The 15,956-nt window shown below is 44.7% G+C and carries 13 protein-coding genes and 1 tRNA gene; 8 read left to right on the top strand and 6 right to left on the bottom strand.

Going from position 1 to position 15,956, the window contains the following annotated elements:
* The first annotated feature begins 362 nt into the window (after positions 1 to 362).
* A complete protein-coding gene (locus ACS8FD_RS12345) occupies positions 363 to 1,691 on the top strand; it encodes a valine--pyruvate transaminase (protein WP_439276124.1) in 1,329 nt (442 codons plus the stop codon).
* Between the two features lie 232 nt (positions 1,692 to 1,923).
* On the opposite strand, the gene hchA is transcribed toward ACS8FD_RS12345, so the two are convergent.
* The 4 genes from hchA to hisB all read right to left on the bottom strand — a co-directional run bounded on the left by hchA (position 1,924) and on the right by hisB (position 4,901).
* Positions 1,924 to 2,835: a glyoxalase III HchA gene (gene hchA, locus ACS8FD_RS12340; protein WP_439276123.1), complete on the bottom strand. Its 912-nt coding sequence runs from the start codon at positions 2,833 to 2,835 to the stop codon at positions 1,924 to 1,926.
* Positions 2,836 to 2,987: 152 nt separating this feature from the next.
* Positions 2,988 to 3,365 (bottom strand): hypothetical protein, encoded by a 378-nt coding sequence (locus tag ACS8FD_RS12335; protein WP_439276122.1) that lies wholly within the window; start codon positions 3,363 to 3,365, stop codon positions 2,988 to 2,990.
* Between the two features lie 115 nt (positions 3,366 to 3,480).
* A complete protein-coding gene (hisH, locus tag ACS8FD_RS12330; RefSeq protein WP_439276121.1) occupies positions 3,481 to 4,116 on the bottom strand; it encodes an imidazole glycerol phosphate synthase subunit HisH in 636 nt (211 codons plus the stop codon).
* A gap of 146 nt (positions 4,117 to 4,262) precedes the next feature.
* Positions 4,263 to 4,901, bottom strand: a complete 639-nt coding sequence (gene hisB / locus ACS8FD_RS12325; protein WP_439276120.1) for an imidazoleglycerol-phosphate dehydratase HisB — start codon at positions 4,899 to 4,901, stop codon at positions 4,263 to 4,265.
* Positions 4,902 to 5,127: 226 nt separating this feature from the next.
* On the opposite strand from hisB, the gene ACS8FD_RS12320 reads away from it, so the two are divergent.
* Positions 5,128 to 5,550: a hypothetical protein gene (locus ACS8FD_RS12320; RefSeq protein WP_439276119.1), complete on the top strand. Its 423-nt coding sequence runs from the start codon at positions 5,128 to 5,130 to the stop codon at positions 5,548 to 5,550.
* Between the two features lie 94 nt (positions 5,551 to 5,644).
* Positions 5,645 to 5,720 (top strand) — tRNA-Phe (locus ACS8FD_RS12315).
* A 115-nt stretch (positions 5,721 to 5,835) separates the two neighbouring features.
* Here ACS8FD_RS12315 and ACS8FD_RS12310 read toward each other — a convergent pair.
* Positions 5,836 to 6,171 carry a hypothetical protein gene (locus ACS8FD_RS12310; protein ID WP_439276118.1) on the bottom strand — a complete coding sequence of 112 codons (336 nt, stop codon included), beginning with the start codon at positions 6,169 to 6,171 and terminating at the stop codon, positions 5,836 to 5,838.
* A 180-nt stretch (positions 6,172 to 6,351) separates the two neighbouring features.
* On the opposite strand from ACS8FD_RS12310, the gene ACS8FD_RS12305 reads away from it, so the two are divergent.
* From ACS8FD_RS12305 to ilvD, 3 genes are all read left to right on the top strand, one after another.
* Positions 6,352 to 6,852 carry a DUF4385 domain-containing protein gene (locus tag ACS8FD_RS12305; protein ID WP_439276117.1) on the top strand — a complete coding sequence of 167 codons (501 nt, stop codon included), beginning with the start codon at positions 6,352 to 6,354 and terminating at the stop codon, positions 6,850 to 6,852.
* A gap of 155 nt (positions 6,853 to 7,007) precedes the next feature.
* Positions 7,008 to 7,688: a phosphoglycolate phosphatase gene (locus ACS8FD_RS12300; RefSeq protein WP_439276116.1), complete on the top strand. Its 681-nt coding sequence runs from the start codon at positions 7,008 to 7,010 to the stop codon at positions 7,686 to 7,688.
* A gap of 123 nt (positions 7,689 to 7,811) precedes the next feature.
* A complete protein-coding gene (gene ilvD / locus ACS8FD_RS12295) occupies positions 7,812 to 9,494 on the top strand; it encodes a dihydroxy-acid dehydratase (RefSeq protein ID WP_439276115.1) in 1,683 nt (560 codons plus the stop codon).
* A 137-nt stretch (positions 9,495 to 9,631) separates the two neighbouring features.
* On the opposite strand, the gene ACS8FD_RS12290 is transcribed toward ilvD, so the two are convergent.
* Entirely contained in the window at positions 9,632 to 11,194 is a 1,563-nt protein-coding gene (locus ACS8FD_RS12290; protein WP_439276114.1) for a YifB family Mg chelatase-like AAA ATPase, read from the bottom strand.
* A 279-nt stretch (positions 11,195 to 11,473) separates the two neighbouring features.
* On the opposite strand from ACS8FD_RS12290, the gene ACS8FD_RS12285 reads away from it, so the two are divergent.
* Both ACS8FD_RS12285 and hemN read left to right on the top strand, forming a co-directional pair.
* The gene (locus ACS8FD_RS12285; protein WP_439276113.1) at positions 11,474 to 14,005 is read left to right on the top strand and encodes a penicillin acylase family protein; all 2,532 of its coding nucleotides are present in this window, start codon (positions 11,474 to 11,476) and stop codon (positions 14,003 to 14,005) included.
* Between the two features lie 271 nt (positions 14,006 to 14,276).
* Positions 14,277 to 15,827 (top strand): oxygen-independent coproporphyrinogen III oxidase, encoded by a 1,551-nt coding sequence (hemN, locus tag ACS8FD_RS12280; RefSeq protein WP_439276112.1) that lies wholly within the window; start codon positions 14,277 to 14,279, stop codon positions 15,825 to 15,827.
* The last annotated feature ends 129 nt before the right edge of the window (positions 15,828 to 15,956 follow it).

Genomic DNA, 15,956 nt, shown 5'->3' with positions numbered 1-15,956 from the left:
ATTATGATAATTTAACCCTGTCAGGCATTGCTGCCTGACTCAAGTAAAACACTCTCCGATAAAGTCGGGGCGGTTCAAGGCTTATTGACAACAGTTACTAACATAGCTATCTCAGTTAATCTCAATGTAATATCGATAATAGTAGATTGTCAGCTTACCAACTACAAGTGAAAAGTAGAACAAGCTATAACCCCTAAATCCGAAAACGCTTTCTACTCATATAAAGTGTGTTTTTTGCTTTTCAAGTCGTATGAGCATATAACCCAATATCAGCCATGCGCTTTGCTTATTTTATAGCCGCCATTTGCTATAATAGCGCCACTTTATCAAACAAATAACTTATCTAAGAATGTGGCAATCCTATGAAATTCTCAAAGTTTGGTCAGAAATTTACCCAGCCTACGGGTATCTCGCAATTGATGGATGACTTGGGCGATGCGCTAAAAAGCGATCAGCCGGTCAACATGCTAGGCGGTGGTAATCCTGCCAAGATTAATGCGGTGAATGAGCTGTTTTTAGAGACTTATAAAGCGCTGGGACTGGATAACGATGCTGGCGTACCCAATAGTAGCGCGATTATTAGTATGGCGAATTACTCCAATCCGCAGGGTGATGCCGCCTTTATCGAGGCTTTGGTTGGCTTCTTTAACCGTCATTATGATTGGAATCTAACCGCAGAAAATATCGCTTTGACCAATGGCTCACAAAATGCCTTTTTCTATTTATTTAACCTGTTTGGCGGTGCGTTCAGTGATAAGTCTAATACAGACAACCAAACGGTAGATAAATCGATTTTATTGCCATTAACGCCTGAGTATATCGGCTATAGCGATGTGCATGTCGAAGGTCAGCATTTTGCCGCGGTATTACCACATATCGATGAAGTCACTCATGAGGGCGAGGAAGGCTTCTTTAAATATCGCGTAGATTTTGAGGCGTTAGAGAACTTGCCAGCGTTGAAGGAAGGTCGTATTGGCGCGATTTGCTGTTCGCGTCCGACCAATCCGACGGGTAATGTGCTGACCGATGAAGAAATGGCGCGCTTAGCTGAGATTGCCAAGCGCTACGAGATACCGCTGATTATCGATAATGCCTACGGTATGCCCTTCCCAAATATCATTTATTCAGACGCGCATCTGAATTGGGATGACAATACCATTTTGTGTTTTAGCTTGTCGAAGATTGGTCTGCCCGGTATGCGTACAGGCATTATCGTTGCTGCGCCTGAGGTGATCGAAGCGGTTAGCGCGATGAATGCGGTGGTGAATTTAGCCCCGACACGTTTTGGGGCGGCGATTGCGACGCCACTGGTCGCAGATGACCGTATCAAGCAGTTATCTGATGACGTTATCAAGCCTTTTTATCAGCAGCAAGCTAAGACAGCCATTACCCTACTTAAAAAAGAATTGGGCGATTATCCGTTAGTGATTCATAAGCCAGAGGGCGCGATATTCTTATGGTTATGGTTTAAAGATTTGCCGATTAGTACCTCTGAGTTGTATGAAACTCTCAAAGAAAAAGGCACACTTATCGTGCCAAGTGAATACTTCTTCCCTGGTGTCGATGTTAGCGATTATAAACACGCGCATGAGTGTATTCGTATGAGTATTGCCGCCGATGAGCAGACTTTGACCGATGGGATTGCAGTGATTGGTGAGGTGGTGCGTGGGTTATATGATGAAGCTAAGTAAAACCCTTTACTCTTAAAATCGAAAAACGGACTAATTAATAGTCCGTTTTTTTATGGAGTAAACATACAGCTGACTCAATCTAAAATTGTTAAAGTACTGCTGGTATAAATTTTCCTTGCTAGCTGTGCGACTTCGTCACTCCAGAGGCTGCACAAAATTCATCCCAGCAGTACGTAGTTAGTGTAGATAGCTTGTGCCCATTTTATTTAGAACTGGATATGTCAAAACCCTTTTATTTAAGCTCTTTAAGCAAAGCTTTTACGCTAATTTTACCAAATTCATTCGCCGCCAAAGGACCATCGCCTGAGATGAGCTTTCTATCTTGATGGGTCTGTCCTGAGGCGAGTTTATTATCAATCGTCACGCCTAAATCTTCTAACTTTTCGCCGAAGTACCAAGGCATCGTACCAGGCAAATAACCAATTTTTGGCATTTGCTTATCCATGCCAGTCGGGAACGCAACCATCTTATAACCTTTAAAAACAAAGTCTTTGTTAGCGTTATCGTCTTTATCAGTGCTATCTGCACTTTCTAAATTAGCTGCTAACAACGCTGCTGGTCCATGACAGATCGCTAAGGTAAATAAATCTTTGTTATGACCCCAACGTAGCAATTCACCAAGGTTTTTATCTTCTGGTAAGCCTAGCATCGCGCCATGACCACCGGGGATAAAAATCGCCGCATAGTCATTGCTATCAGCCATATCATTTTTAACAAAGTCAGCGATACTGTTTGGCTTGTTAAGCTTGGACTCATATTCAGCGTAAATTTCTTTCACGTTGTCATCGTCTTCTGGCATTGCCCACTGCTCAACTTTCACCGACTCGCCTGTTGGCGTGAAAACATCTACTTCAAAGCCTGCTTTTTTAAAGTGTAATAAAGGCACCATCATCTCTACCGGATGATTACCCGTATCGAACTTTTTACCATTCTCCATAGTCATATACTGCTGCTCAGTGCAGACCATCAAGATTTTTTTATTGCCAGTGTACGGGTTATCGTAGTCCGTATTATCATAGTTGGTTTTGTTAGGCGCGGCTATCTTTAGCGAGGATTTGGAGGGGGTATAAGCGCCTGACTTGGTCTCTTGCGGCTCTAGGCCCAAGGTGTCTTTGGCTTTATTTAATAGGTCTTGGATATTCATAGCTCTTCCTTTTTTATGATTTATATTGATTTGATAGCTAACAGTAATAAATCCAAAATAACAAAAGGAAAATGTATTAAATAGACAAGACTTTTTATGTTTCGTAAGCTTTGTAAATGTGGGTTGCTAATCAACTGAAGGGCAAACTATCTTTATCGAGTTTTCTTTAATAGCTTACTCGGTGAATTGCTAACCTGGAAAATAGTCGTCCACTTATTTAACGCAAACAGCAAGAAAGGCAGCAAGCAAGTATTTATCAAATCATGAAGGCTAGCCTTGATGTCTATGCCTTTCAAAGCAAGAATACCTTTTGGCAAAATAATATGTCGATTGTCAAAATACTCGCCTAGCAATGCCACGCTGATGACAACCAGTAACGCTAAAAAGGCTCTGATATTCTGACTTTTGATGATAGGGCGTAATATAAACAAGCTAAGCAAATAGAGGCCAACGCCGACGTATATGTGTAAAGCGTCTTTGGCGAGACCGGTCATATCAATGATGTTTAGTTTAAAGGTCGTAAAATCCACTGAGGTTTCCGCGTATGATAGCTAGCAATAGCTGAGGCCAATAATAAACAATAATTAAAAGGTGAGTTACGCTGTCGTCAACTCACCTATCAAAGTTATACACTGTTTCGTCTAACTATACATCCCACTCTACGAAGTTCTTCAAAAGCTGCAATCCTGCAGTATGGCTTTTCTCGGGATGGAACTGGGTTGCAAATAAGTTATCTTTGATAATACTGGCACAAAACGGTTGGCCATAATCGCAAATAGCGGCCGTTTGAGACGTATCGGTAGGCTGGCAATAATAACTGTGCACAAAGTAAAAATGCGCGTTATTCTCAATGCCGTTCCATAGTGGATGGCTGGTATCCATCTCCGTAATCGTATTCCAACCCATGTGCGGGACTTTAATGGTAACGCCCTGCTCATCTGTCCATGTCGGATCAAATGCTTCTACCGTGCCATCTAAAATACCCAAGCAAGCGGTACCACCGTTCTCAGCAGACTGCTCAAACAACGCTTGCATACCGACACAAATCGCCATGACAGGTTTATTAAAGATAGCTTCTCGTACCACGTTATCAATGCCGGCCTCACGCATACCGATCATACAATCTCGCATCGCACCGACACCCGGGAAGACGATTTTGTCGGCCGCCGCGACTACTTTTGGGTCATTGGTGATAGAAACGTCAGCACCGACCAACGATAGCGCCTTGCTGACTGAGTGCAAGTTGCCCATGCCATAATCTAAGAGTGCAATTTTGGTCATTTAGATTCTCGTTTTAAATCGCTTTTATTGTATTTAATACCATATTATAAGGTGTAGATAAGGTTTTGCGACAAGGAAGCTAAGTGAAGGCTGTACATTTAGTACGCCAAACTTAGCTGACACAGTAGCAGAGCCTTAAATGCATCTTAGAACGCCTCTTTGGTCGACGGTAAGGTATTCAATGCACGTTCATCATACTCACACGCCATACGTAGCGCGCGGGCAAAGGCTTTAAACGTCGATTCGATTTGGTGATGGCTATTTTTGCCTTTAAGGTTATCCAAATGCACAGTCATCCATGAGTGGTTGACGAAACCATAGAAGAATTCGCTAAACAAATCGACATCGAATTTACCCACGTGTGAACGGGTAAAAGGAATGTCCATATGCAAACCCGGACGACCTGACAGATCAACGACTGCACGCGTTAAAGCTTCATCGAGTGGCGCATAGAAATGTCCATAACGGCGGATGCCTTTTTTATCGCCAAGCGCTTTATTAAATGCCTGACCCAAGGTAATGCCCGTATCTTCCACGCTGTGATGATCATCGATATAGGTATCGCCAACACATTTGATATCCAAGTCAAACAAACCGTGACGCTTAATCTGATCAATCATATGATCTAGAAACGGCACGCCGGTATCGACAGTCCCTTGGCCGGTACCATCAAGGTTGACCGTACAAGTGATTTGCGTCTCAGCGGTGTTACGCTCAACAGTGGCGGTGCGCGCTGGGCGACCGTATAGGTTTGAATTTTGCGCTTGATTATTATCGGCAGACATAGCTACTCTCTATAAATAAGGGATGGGGAGTAAATAGATACTGAGGAAATGTAGATATAGGTTATCATAGCAAAATGCTCTCATGACGGCTATGGTAGGAGGGTAAAGCAAGGCGCTATTTGCCCCAATCTGTTAAAATACTGCTTTAAGTTTTATCAATGACGTTTTTTATTTGGTTTTGTTTTGACTTAATACTTTTAGCACTCATAAGACAATAGGACATATCATGCCTTTAGAAGCCATCGCGATTAATGATTTAAATGCACCTTTGATAAAAAAGCCTGCTCGCGACCATGAATTAGCCGAGCGTTTGCAAGCTATGTATGACGCTGATGATAATCAGCCCAGTGGCGAGGAGGTATTAAGTATCATTGAGAGTGGCTTTAAACGCGGGCAATATCTATACGTCGGCATGTTCAATGACAAGCCTATCGCTGCGGTTGGCTGTTTCGATGATGGGCAGACGGATGCTAAGCGCTTGCAATATTTGACTGTGCACGAACAAAACAAAGGACGCGCAATCGATGCCAAGTTTATTAAGATGGTCTATGATGCGGAGGTCAAAAAAGGCGTACGTCAGTTTGTACCTGCCGATAGCGATATCCATCAAATTATGAGCGAGTATGAATTAATCAGGGTCAAAGACTAATTTTTGAATCGAATTTGATTATTTAGCACACAAAAGATAAAAATGTCTTGACAGCAAGGCGTATATTTAGTTTAATAGCGTCCTCAGCGAAGACGGCTCGATAGCTCAGTCGGTAGAGCAACGGATTGAAAATCCGTGTGTCGGCAGTTCGATCCTGCCTCGAGCCACCATTTCGTTGACCAAATCTAGCTTTTAAATAAGCAACTAAAACCTCAGACGTTCGCGTTTGAGGTTTTTTTATGGCTGTTTATATTATCCTATTTAACCTTAACATCCTTTAGCGATCTAAAGTCTGCCACGTAGTAACAATTCACAACGCTCATTAGAGTCTAAATTATAAACGGTAGCGCGATAGTCGATAGCGTGACGCCCTGCAAAGAACACCACTTTATCCCCTGCAGCCATATAACAAAACTTACGCGCCTCATAGATAAATCCATCGATCACAAAGGCTAAATCGCGATCTACCTGGGTGACGGTATAAGCTTCGCCCTCAGGTATCAACCGCTCAAACCAAGATCCATGGGCACTCGTGAAGCTTAGCGTGCTAAGTAACCATACCAACAAAAGTGACGTCAATAACGGCGGCGAAACTTGATGGTTAGCAGTTGGTTTTTGCATAACAGCTTATCCTGTTGGGTTTAATAATATGGTTTTTGAGCACTATTAAAATGGATATTTTCGCTTAGTTTTCGGCTGATTTTAACGCTTTATTGTCACGCTTGCATAACATTTCTGTGCTGTTTATTGGCTCGGCGTGGTTAGTATACTAGCTTTGACTAGATGCTACGAGGAAGCTTGATGAGAGAGTTTGATTATGACTTGGATTATGCAAATTTAAATTTGCGAAAAACCCCCGAGCTCTACCGCGTGGGTCGCGGTGAGCAAGGGGTACTGTTGGTGGAGCCATACAAGTCAGAGATTTTGCCGCACTGGCGCTTTGCCACCCCCGATATCGCTCGTGAGAGTAGCGAGACTATTTATCAGCTATTTTTAGACTACTTAGCGGACGATGATTTTGTTGGCGCTGATATGGCGCGTAAATTTATTCAAATGGGCTACACTCGTGCCAGACGCTACGCCAATCATAAGGGTGGCAAGAAGTACAAAGGCGCCGTGCCCGATGATAAAAAGGGCCAAAGCGGCGCTCATGGTCGCGAAGAGCTACCACGGCAAACCGAAGATCCCGTTAAGGCAGAATCGGCGCGTATCTTTAAGGCTAAGTGGGACGAGTGCCGCGAGAATAAAAAGTACCTCAAAATGAAGAAAGAACACCGCGAGCGTTATAAGGACGTTGAGTAAATTATAAGCTCGTTTTGATGTATGGATTTTGGCTTGGTTATATGTAGTTGTAGTCTGTAGCTTTACCAGCCTACTGTGCTAAGCTGATAAAAGTTAACAGGGTCTTTTGCGAGATAACACCTAAAAACTAAAACGATAATAAAGAGTAAAAACCTATGCAAAATAAGCAACTTTTGATTTTTGATTTTGATGGTACTTTGATTGATAGCGTTCCTGATTTAGCAACAGCGATTAATATTATGCTTGAGCAGCTAGGCTTGCCCACCTACTCACTTGAAACTATAAAAGGTTGGGTCGGTAATGGCTCAAGACTATTGGTAGAGCGAGCATTGGTTGGCAAGACGAAAATTGCGGAGGGTGAGCTTACTACGGTAGAGGCTGATCATGCTGAGCAGCTGTTTCTTGAAGCTTATAGTAATCTTAAAGTTAGCAAAACGGTCGCTTATCCTGATGTCGATACTGGCCTGCAAAAACTGCACGCCGCAGGTTTTACGCTTGCGCTAGTAACGAATAAACCCATTCGTTTTGTGCCTAAAATCTTGCAGTCGTTTGGCTGGCAAGATTGGTTTGTAGAGGTATTAGGCGGTGATAGTTTGCCTACCAAAAAACCTGATCCGGCGCCGCTATTGCATGTTTGTGACACGTTAGGGATTACACCTGATAAAGCCGTCATGATAGGCGACTCAAAAAACGATATCTTAGCTGGGCAAAATGCCAATATGGATACCCTTGGTCTCTCTTATGGTTATAACTATGGTCAAGATATTCGCGACTTCGATCCGACACAAGCCTTTGATGACTTTGCAGCATTGGTTGACTATCTATTAAAAGATTAGAGCGTATTTAGGATAGTTAACAAAATAACAAGACAACCTTTTTACCTTAAACATTTGCAGTCTGCGATTAGCCTTTACTTAAATTAAACAAGCCAATAAAACGTACGCTATTGGAGTAAGAAAATGAATAAAAAAGACGATAACAACAGAAAACACTCATCTATTTTGGTCGATGGTATTCAAAAAGCACCAGCACGCTCTATGCTGCGGGCGGTTGGTTTTACGGATGAAGACTTTAAGCGACCGCAAGTGGGCATTGCCTCGACTTGGAGCCAAGTGACCCCTTGTAACATTCACATTAACGGCTTAGCTGAGGAAGTGGCGAAAGGCGTTTATATGGCCTATGGCAAACCCATTATCTTCAACACCATTACTATCTCTGACGGTATCGCTAACGGTTACCAAGGCATGAAATACTCCTTGGTATCGCGTGAGGTGATTGCGGACTCCATTGAAACCGTCTCTGGCTGCCAAGGTCACGACGCGATCATTGCTATCGGTGGCTGCGATAAAAACATGCCGGGTTGCCTTATTGCCATGGCGCGCTTAAACCGTCCTTCGCTATTTATTTATGGCGGTACCATTCAGCCGGGTAAAAACCATACGGACATCGTTTCTGTGTTTGAGGCCGTCGGTGCCAACGCTCGCGGCGATATGAGCGAAGAAGAAGTATTAGAAATCGAAAGAACCGCTATCCCAGGCCCCGGCTCCTGTGGTGGTATGTATACCGCCAACACCATGGCATCAGCCATTGAAGCGCTTGGCATGAGCTTACCGGGTAGCTCTGCGCAAGAAGCTATTTCTCCAGAAAAACGTGAAGACTGCCGAAAAGCCGGTGAAGCGATTCAGTGGTTAATCGACAACGACATTAAGCCTAGCGACATTATGACGCGCAAAGCTTTTGAAAACGCCATTACGATGGTTATTGTCTTGGGTGGTTCTACCAATGCGGTACTTCACCTGCTCGCCATGGCCGATGCGATCGACGTAGCGCTCACTATTGATGATTTTACTGAAATAGGAAAGCGCGTGCCGGTACTGGCCGACTTACGCCCATCAGGTAAATACTTAATGTCTGAACTCATCGAGATTGGTGGTATTGCCCCATTAATGAAGCGTTTATTGGCAAAGGGTTTGCTACATGGCGATTGCTTGACGGTTAATGGCAAAACCATGGCTGAAAACTTAGCTCACGTAACAGACTACCCAGCAGACCAAGACATCATCCGTCCGTTCGATAACCCTATTAAAGCTGATAGCCACTTACGCATATTACGTGGCAACATTGCCCCAGATGGTGCGGTGGCAAAAATCAGTGGCCAAGAAGGTACGCAGTTTACCGGCACAGCACGTGTGTTTAACTCCGAAGAAGACTCCATGAGCGCTATTTTAGAGGGCACTGTGGTGGCAGGTGACGTGGTTGTTATTCGTTACGAAGGCCCGAAAGGCGGCCCCGGTATGCGTGAAATGCTGTCACCGACCTCTGCCATTATGGGTCGCGGCTTGGGTAATGATGTCGCCTTAATTACCGATGGTCGCTTCTCTGGCGGTAGCCATGGCTTTGTCGTCGGGCACATTACCCCTGAAGCGATGGTTGGTGGCCCAATTGCTATCATCGAAAACGGTGACACTATTACTATTGATGCCGATAGCAATGAAATAAACCTAAATATCAGCGCAGAAGATATTCAAAAGCGTTTAAGTACATGGCAAGCGCCAGAACCAAACGTCAAGCGCGGTGTGCTGGCTAAATACGCCAAAACCGTTGGCAGTGCCTCACAAGGTGCTATTACTGATAAGTATTAATCGCTATTAAAAACACCTTGGGCAAAGAAATGCTTGAGGTGATTTATGTCCTATGATGAAAACGCCCAAACTGCCTTTGGTTAAATATAAAGATTTAGATGCGTTAGTCATATTAAGAATTTTTTTAGCATAATAAATTACTTACTACGATAGCTCAATGCCTCTGACACATGGGCACTCGTGATATCGATACTGTCGGCAAGGTCTGCGATGGTACGAGCCACTCGTAATACCCGATGATAGCCGCGGGCCGATAGGTTCAAGCGCTGCTGCGCCATCTGTAATAGCTGCTGCTCGCTCGCTCCTAGATCCACGTAATCATCAAGCTCACTAGGACTTAGCTCATTGTTCGCTTTGTTCTGTCTGGTGATTTGCCGTTTATTGGCAGCCGTGACCCGCTCCCTAACTGCTTCTGAGCTCTCTCCTCGACTCCTATTCTGCAAGTCAGCTATAGGGAGCGCCGGTACAGTGATATGTAAATCAATACGATCTAGCAGTGGCCCTGATAGCTTATCTTGATAGCGCTTAATCTGCTCAGGACGGCAGCGGCAGCGATTAGAGGCATCGCCATCATAGCCGCAAGGACAAGGGTTCATTGCCGCTACCAGCTGAAAATTGGCAGGGAAAGTCATCTGTGAGTTGGCGCGACTAATCGTAATTTGCTTAGCCTCTAATGGCTGACGCAATACCTCAAGTACGCTGCGCTCAAATTCGGGAAGTTCATCTAAAAAAAGCACACCTTTGTTGGCTAATGTTATCTCGCCAGGTTTAGGACGCGAGCCGCCGCCAACGAGTGCTACTGCTGATATGGTGTGATGGACTTGCCTAAAGGGTCGCGTGCCATAGTCGTAGTCGCTATCAGCAACTGAATAAGTGCTAGCCACTTCTAGCGCATCCTCAGCACTTAAGTCTGGCAAAATCGTTGGCAATCTTGACGCCATTAGGGTCTTGCCAGAGCCAGGAGGTCCTGTAAATAATAATGAATGCCCACCAGCCGCCGCAATCTCTAGAGCCCGTCTGGCATGATGCTGTCCTTTGACATCAGCAAGATCCACTTTATAACCTGCTCGCTTTTGCGTAATACTAGGAATGACGACCTCTAAGCGCTCAGCGCTTGCGTTTTGATCTGCTAACGACTGCAAGTGTTGGCATACTGCCTGCAAGCTTGTAGCGCCTAGCACTTTCACCCCTTCAACGCGGCTGGCTTCCATGCCATTATCAATAGGCACGACTAATTGCGTGGACGGGTTTGCTGATGCTTGCGTTTGGTCAGTCGCTACTTTTGCAGTCTTTGCTGCTAAAGCTTCAGCTCTTATCGCTCGAGCCACTGCCAAACTACCCGTCACTTGCCGCAATTCACCATTGAGCGCCAGCTCGCCGATAAACTCAAACCCTGATAATACTCCCGGATCAAGCTGACCACTAGCTGCCAAGATACCGATAGCAATCGGCAGATCAAGACGTGCGCCATCTTTTGGCAAGTCAGCAGGTGCAAGATTGATCGTTAAGCGCCGATTAGGGAATTGAAAGCCGGAATTAAGAATAGCGGAGCGTACCCGATCCTTACTCTCACGTACCGCTGCTTCAGGTAAGCCAACGATAGTAAGCGCGGGCAAGCCTTGTGACAAATGCACCTCAATAATGACTTTTGGCGCATGTAGACCGACGACTGAACGGGTATAGACTTGCGCAAACGACATGAGCGTTTCCTAACAAAAGAGAGGTTTTATAATAGAGTATTATCAATTAGTGCGCAAATGTCGTCTTCTGTTGGTGCGTAGGCTAACCATGAGTTAATCTTAGACTTTGTTTATTTAAACTAATCTATCATTTAACTAGAAAAGCGCTTAAGTATTGTTATATCATGAGTGTGCAGTTGTACACTACTAGCAATAAAAAGGAATTTATTGAAGGCTGAAGGTGGTAGGTATTTTATTACGCTCTTGAGCCGTTATTATTAACTAAGGACAGTAAAGCTTATGAAAATCATAACACGCAATCGGCGTGCGCCGAAATTAGCGCTATTAACAGTGGCGGTCTCGTTTGGATTGGCCAGTTGTTCAGATAGCGATAACAGCTTTAACGATCAAGTCGTCACCCCTCCTACCTCTTCCGAATATGCCGCTGATATTCAGCGCACTGAGTTTGGTATTCCCCACATTACTGCTAACGACTATAGCGGTTTAGGCTATGGTGTCGGCTACGCCTTTGCCGAAGATAATATCTGCTCGCTTGCCCGCGAGATCGTGGTTTCTAGTGGTCAGAGTATGCTATATCTAGGTGATGAAGGTAGTGTGGCTAGCGATGTATTCTATACTTGGTATAACTCACCAGCCAAACGCGCTCAGTTTTTGAATGCCCAAGAGCCCGAAGTGCTCGATGCGGTAAGCGGTTATGCCGCTGGGGTTAGTCGCTATCTGCGTGATACAGGCGTAGAAAACATCGATCCTGATTGTGCCAGCGCTGAGTGGGTACGAGAGATTAGTACTGATGATCTCTTAGCTCTTTACGGTAAAGCCAATTTGCGCGGCGGTCTCTCTAATTTTGTTAGTCCTATAGTAGCGGCAGCACCGCCAGCAGAAAACGTCGTTATGGGCAGCAGTAGGATGCGCTCTATTGAATCAGACTCTGCTACCCAAACGACTCTGAATTCAGCCTCATCGACATCAGCTGCGGATTTAGCGGCAGGGTTCGATTTCGATATGTCGACCATTAACGCGATGGATGGCGGTAGTAATGCCTATGCGTTTGGTAGTGAGGTCACGGGTAAAGACGAAGGCGTTATGTATGGCAACCCTCATGAACCATGGAATGGCGTGCAGCGTTTCTATGAGTTTCATCTGACTATACCCGGTGAGATTGATGTCATGGGTTCCGCCCAGCAAGGTCAGCCGTTTATCAATATTGGCTTCAATAAAGACGTAGCATGGAGCCATACTGTCTCCACTGCCAAGCGTTTTACGCTTTATCAGCTGGATCTGGTCAATGGCAACCCTATGAAGTATAACTACACCAATGAGGATGGCGTCGTCGAGCAGCGCGATATCCGCATGGATGAAGTGACCATTCAATTACCCAACAACGAAACGCTGACTCAGCCTGTTTACTCCTCGCATTTTGGTCCAATGCTAGCGGTCGATCTTGTCAATGACTTGCTGCCAGCTTGGGGTAGTAATAACAGCGCCTTTACCATTCGTGATGCCGCTGCCGAAAATGCGCGATCGCTCAATCAATGGCGTAGCATGAACAAAGCTACTGGCGTCGAAGATCTCGTCGACAGAATGCAAGATCAAGTGGGTTTAGGCTTCGTCAACACTATCGCCACTGACCGCTATGGCAAAGCGCTCTATGCTGATATTTCCACCGTACCGCATGTAACCAAAGAGAAGCTTGAGAGCTGTACTGATGGCAATCTCTTCCTAAAAGCCATTGTTAACTTTGGCTTGCCAGCACTGCGAGGTGATACAGCAGCCTGTGAATGGGGCAATGATGATGACTCACCGCAAGCGGGTATCTTTGGACGCTCAAACTTGCCGTTCTTGATTCGTGATGATTATGTCGCCAATTCTAATGACAGCTATTGGTTAAGTAACCCTCAAGAACCTTTAACTGATTTCTCGCCCTTGCTCCGTCGTCAACTCACTCCCTTCTTAGGTGCTACCCCTGTCGATGGTGTGCCATTACTTATGCGCTCACGTATGGGACTGGTGCAAATACAAGATCGTTTGAGTAATGATGATGGTCTTGGCGGTACTACCTTTGACTTAGAAAATATGCAAAAAGTGGTCTACAGTAATCGCAGTTATGCCGCTGAACTGGTGCTAGATGACGTGTTAGCGGACTGCAGCGCCAACCCCGTTATGCCATTGACTGGTGGCGGTACTCTTAACGCTACGCAAGCTTGTAACGTCCTAAGTAACTGGGATCGCCGTAACGACATCGATAGCGAAGGCGCGCATGTCTTTAGAGAGTTCTGGAGAAACGTTGGTTTTGAAGAAACCACTGAAAACAAAGATCTATTTAGTGTACGCTTCGATGTCAACGATCCGGTCAATACGCCTCGCGACCTTATCATTAGTGCTACCACTCGTACCGCGCTAGCAGATTCTATTCAGTATTTCCAAGATAAAGGCATTGCCCTTGATGCTACTTTAGGCAGTGTGCAGTATGTCTTTGATGCTGGCATGAATAATGAGAAGATTCCTATGCACGGCGGCCTAGGTAACGGTGAAGGTGTGTTCAACGTCGCAAGAGGACCTGGACCTAATGATGCCGGTAACTATATCATCAATAATGGCCCAACCTATATGCAGTCGGTCACTTTTGATAACAACGGCCCTGTCGTAGAAGCCCTACTGGCTTACTCGCAATCAGCGGACAGCACGCGCCCTTATCATCGTGATCAGACGCGTCGCTACTCAGCCAAAGACTGGATTAAAGTGCCTTTTAGTCGCAGTGAAATCGCTGAAAAAGCAGTTGGTGCCGTGCTAAAAATCAAAGAAGACAAATAAATAGCAGTAGTCATTACTACTCATAAAAGGCCTCAGATAATTCTGGGGCCTTTTCTTAAGCTGACCCCTATCTGTCTGTAAGACATTAACGACAATCAAATAAATAGCAAACTTATAAAACTACTTAATCACCCTAATAGAGCTAAGGATTTGCTATAATACAGACTATTGATTCAGCCATTTTTTTGATAAAACAGTCCTAAACAGCCTATCTATTTTTAGCTGAATCTTCAGCTGACTATCATTGCCGCTAACGTAAAAGGAGCGCCGCATGACAGAGTATTCAACCCCTTCTAATCCCAATCACCCTCAACAGCCTTATAATCATGCAGGTGAGCAGCCTACTACTGCTCGTCCTGTCGCCGAAGTGGCAAACCCTTATGCTAGCTTGCGTGGTGATAGTGGCAATAAGCAGCTGCCTAGCTTTGATCAGGCACTTATTAATAAATATAATCGCTCAGGGCCACGCTACACCTCTTATCCGACTGCTTTAGAGTTCTCAGAGATAGCTGATGGTTTAGAGACCCAAATACTCCAGAGCCGTGAAGCGCGAGCGCCATTATCGTTATATTTTCATATCCCCTTTTGTCGTCATCTTTGCTACTACTGCGCTTGTAATAAAATCATTACTAAAAAGAACAGCGACTCAGGCGACTATCTAGAGTATTTATTTAGCGAGATTAAACACAAACGTCGTTTATTGGCAGTTGAAGAAGACAAAAAACCACTGGTTAAACAGCTGCATTTTGGCGGTGGTACGCCAACATTCTTGCGTGATGAAGAGCTAGTACAGCTGTGGGAGTTTTTACAAACCCAGTTTGAGTTTTTGCCCGAAGATGAAGGCGATTATTCTATTGAGATTGACCCGCGTGAACTGGGTGATAATACGCTTAAGACACTGCGTGATCTTGGCTTTAACCGGGTGAGCCTCGGCGTGCAAGATCTAGATGAAACCGTACAAATTGCGGTCAACCGCATCCATTCTGCCGAGCTTATTGAAAACGTATTAACTGAGGCAAGAGCGCTTGGCTTTCATTCAATCAATCTCGATCTGATTTATGGTTTGCCGCATCAAACGCCAAAAACGTTTGAGAAAACGGTCGCGCGTATCATCGAGATGTCGCCCGATCGGTTATCGGTGTTTAACTACGCGCATCTGCCTGAACGCTTTAAAGCCCAGCGGCAAATCAAAGATCAAGATTTGCCAAGTCCGAGCGACAAGCTAACTATGCTTGCTAATACGGTAAATAAGCTGACCGAAGCAGGTTATCAATACATAGGTATTGACCATTTTGCCCTGCCTGATGATGAGCTAGCGATAGCACAGCGTAAAGGCAAATTACATCGTAATTTTCAGGGCTATACCATCATGGGTGACTGCGATTTGCTGGGCTTTGGCGTCTCTGCCATCAGTCAAATTGCAAATGCCAATACCCGTTATATCTTACAAAACCATACTGACCTGCAAGTTTATCAAAATACTATTAATGCGGCACGCAGCAACCCCAATATTATGCCAGCGGTAAAAGTCATCAAGACCTCTATCAAAGATCGCTTGCGTGAGTATGTGATTATGAATCTACTCTGTCATGATTATATTGACTTCAAAGATGTGAGCCAAAAGTTCGGTATCGATGCGATTACTTATTTCATTGATGAGATTGAGCAACTTGGCGCTATGCAAGAAGACAAGCTTATCGATATGGACGCGGCAGGTATCCGTATTATGCCTAAGGGCCGTTTTTTGGGACGTAACGTCGCAATGGTGTTCGATGAGTATTTAGAAAAAAAGCACAAAAATCGTTTTTCTAAAGTCATTTGAGCACTCAAAATCTTCAATTATAAAAATAGAATAGACACTAAAAAGACCTCCTTTGAACCGACCCCCATAAGTTGGACACAACTTATGGGGTATTTTTATGCATTACGACCTAGACTTTAAGCTGCAAGT

This window comes from Psychrobacter sp. 1U2 (assembly GCF_051847575.1).
Note: the sequence above shows the minus strand (reverse complement) of the source record. Positions and strands in the feature narration are given on the sequence as shown.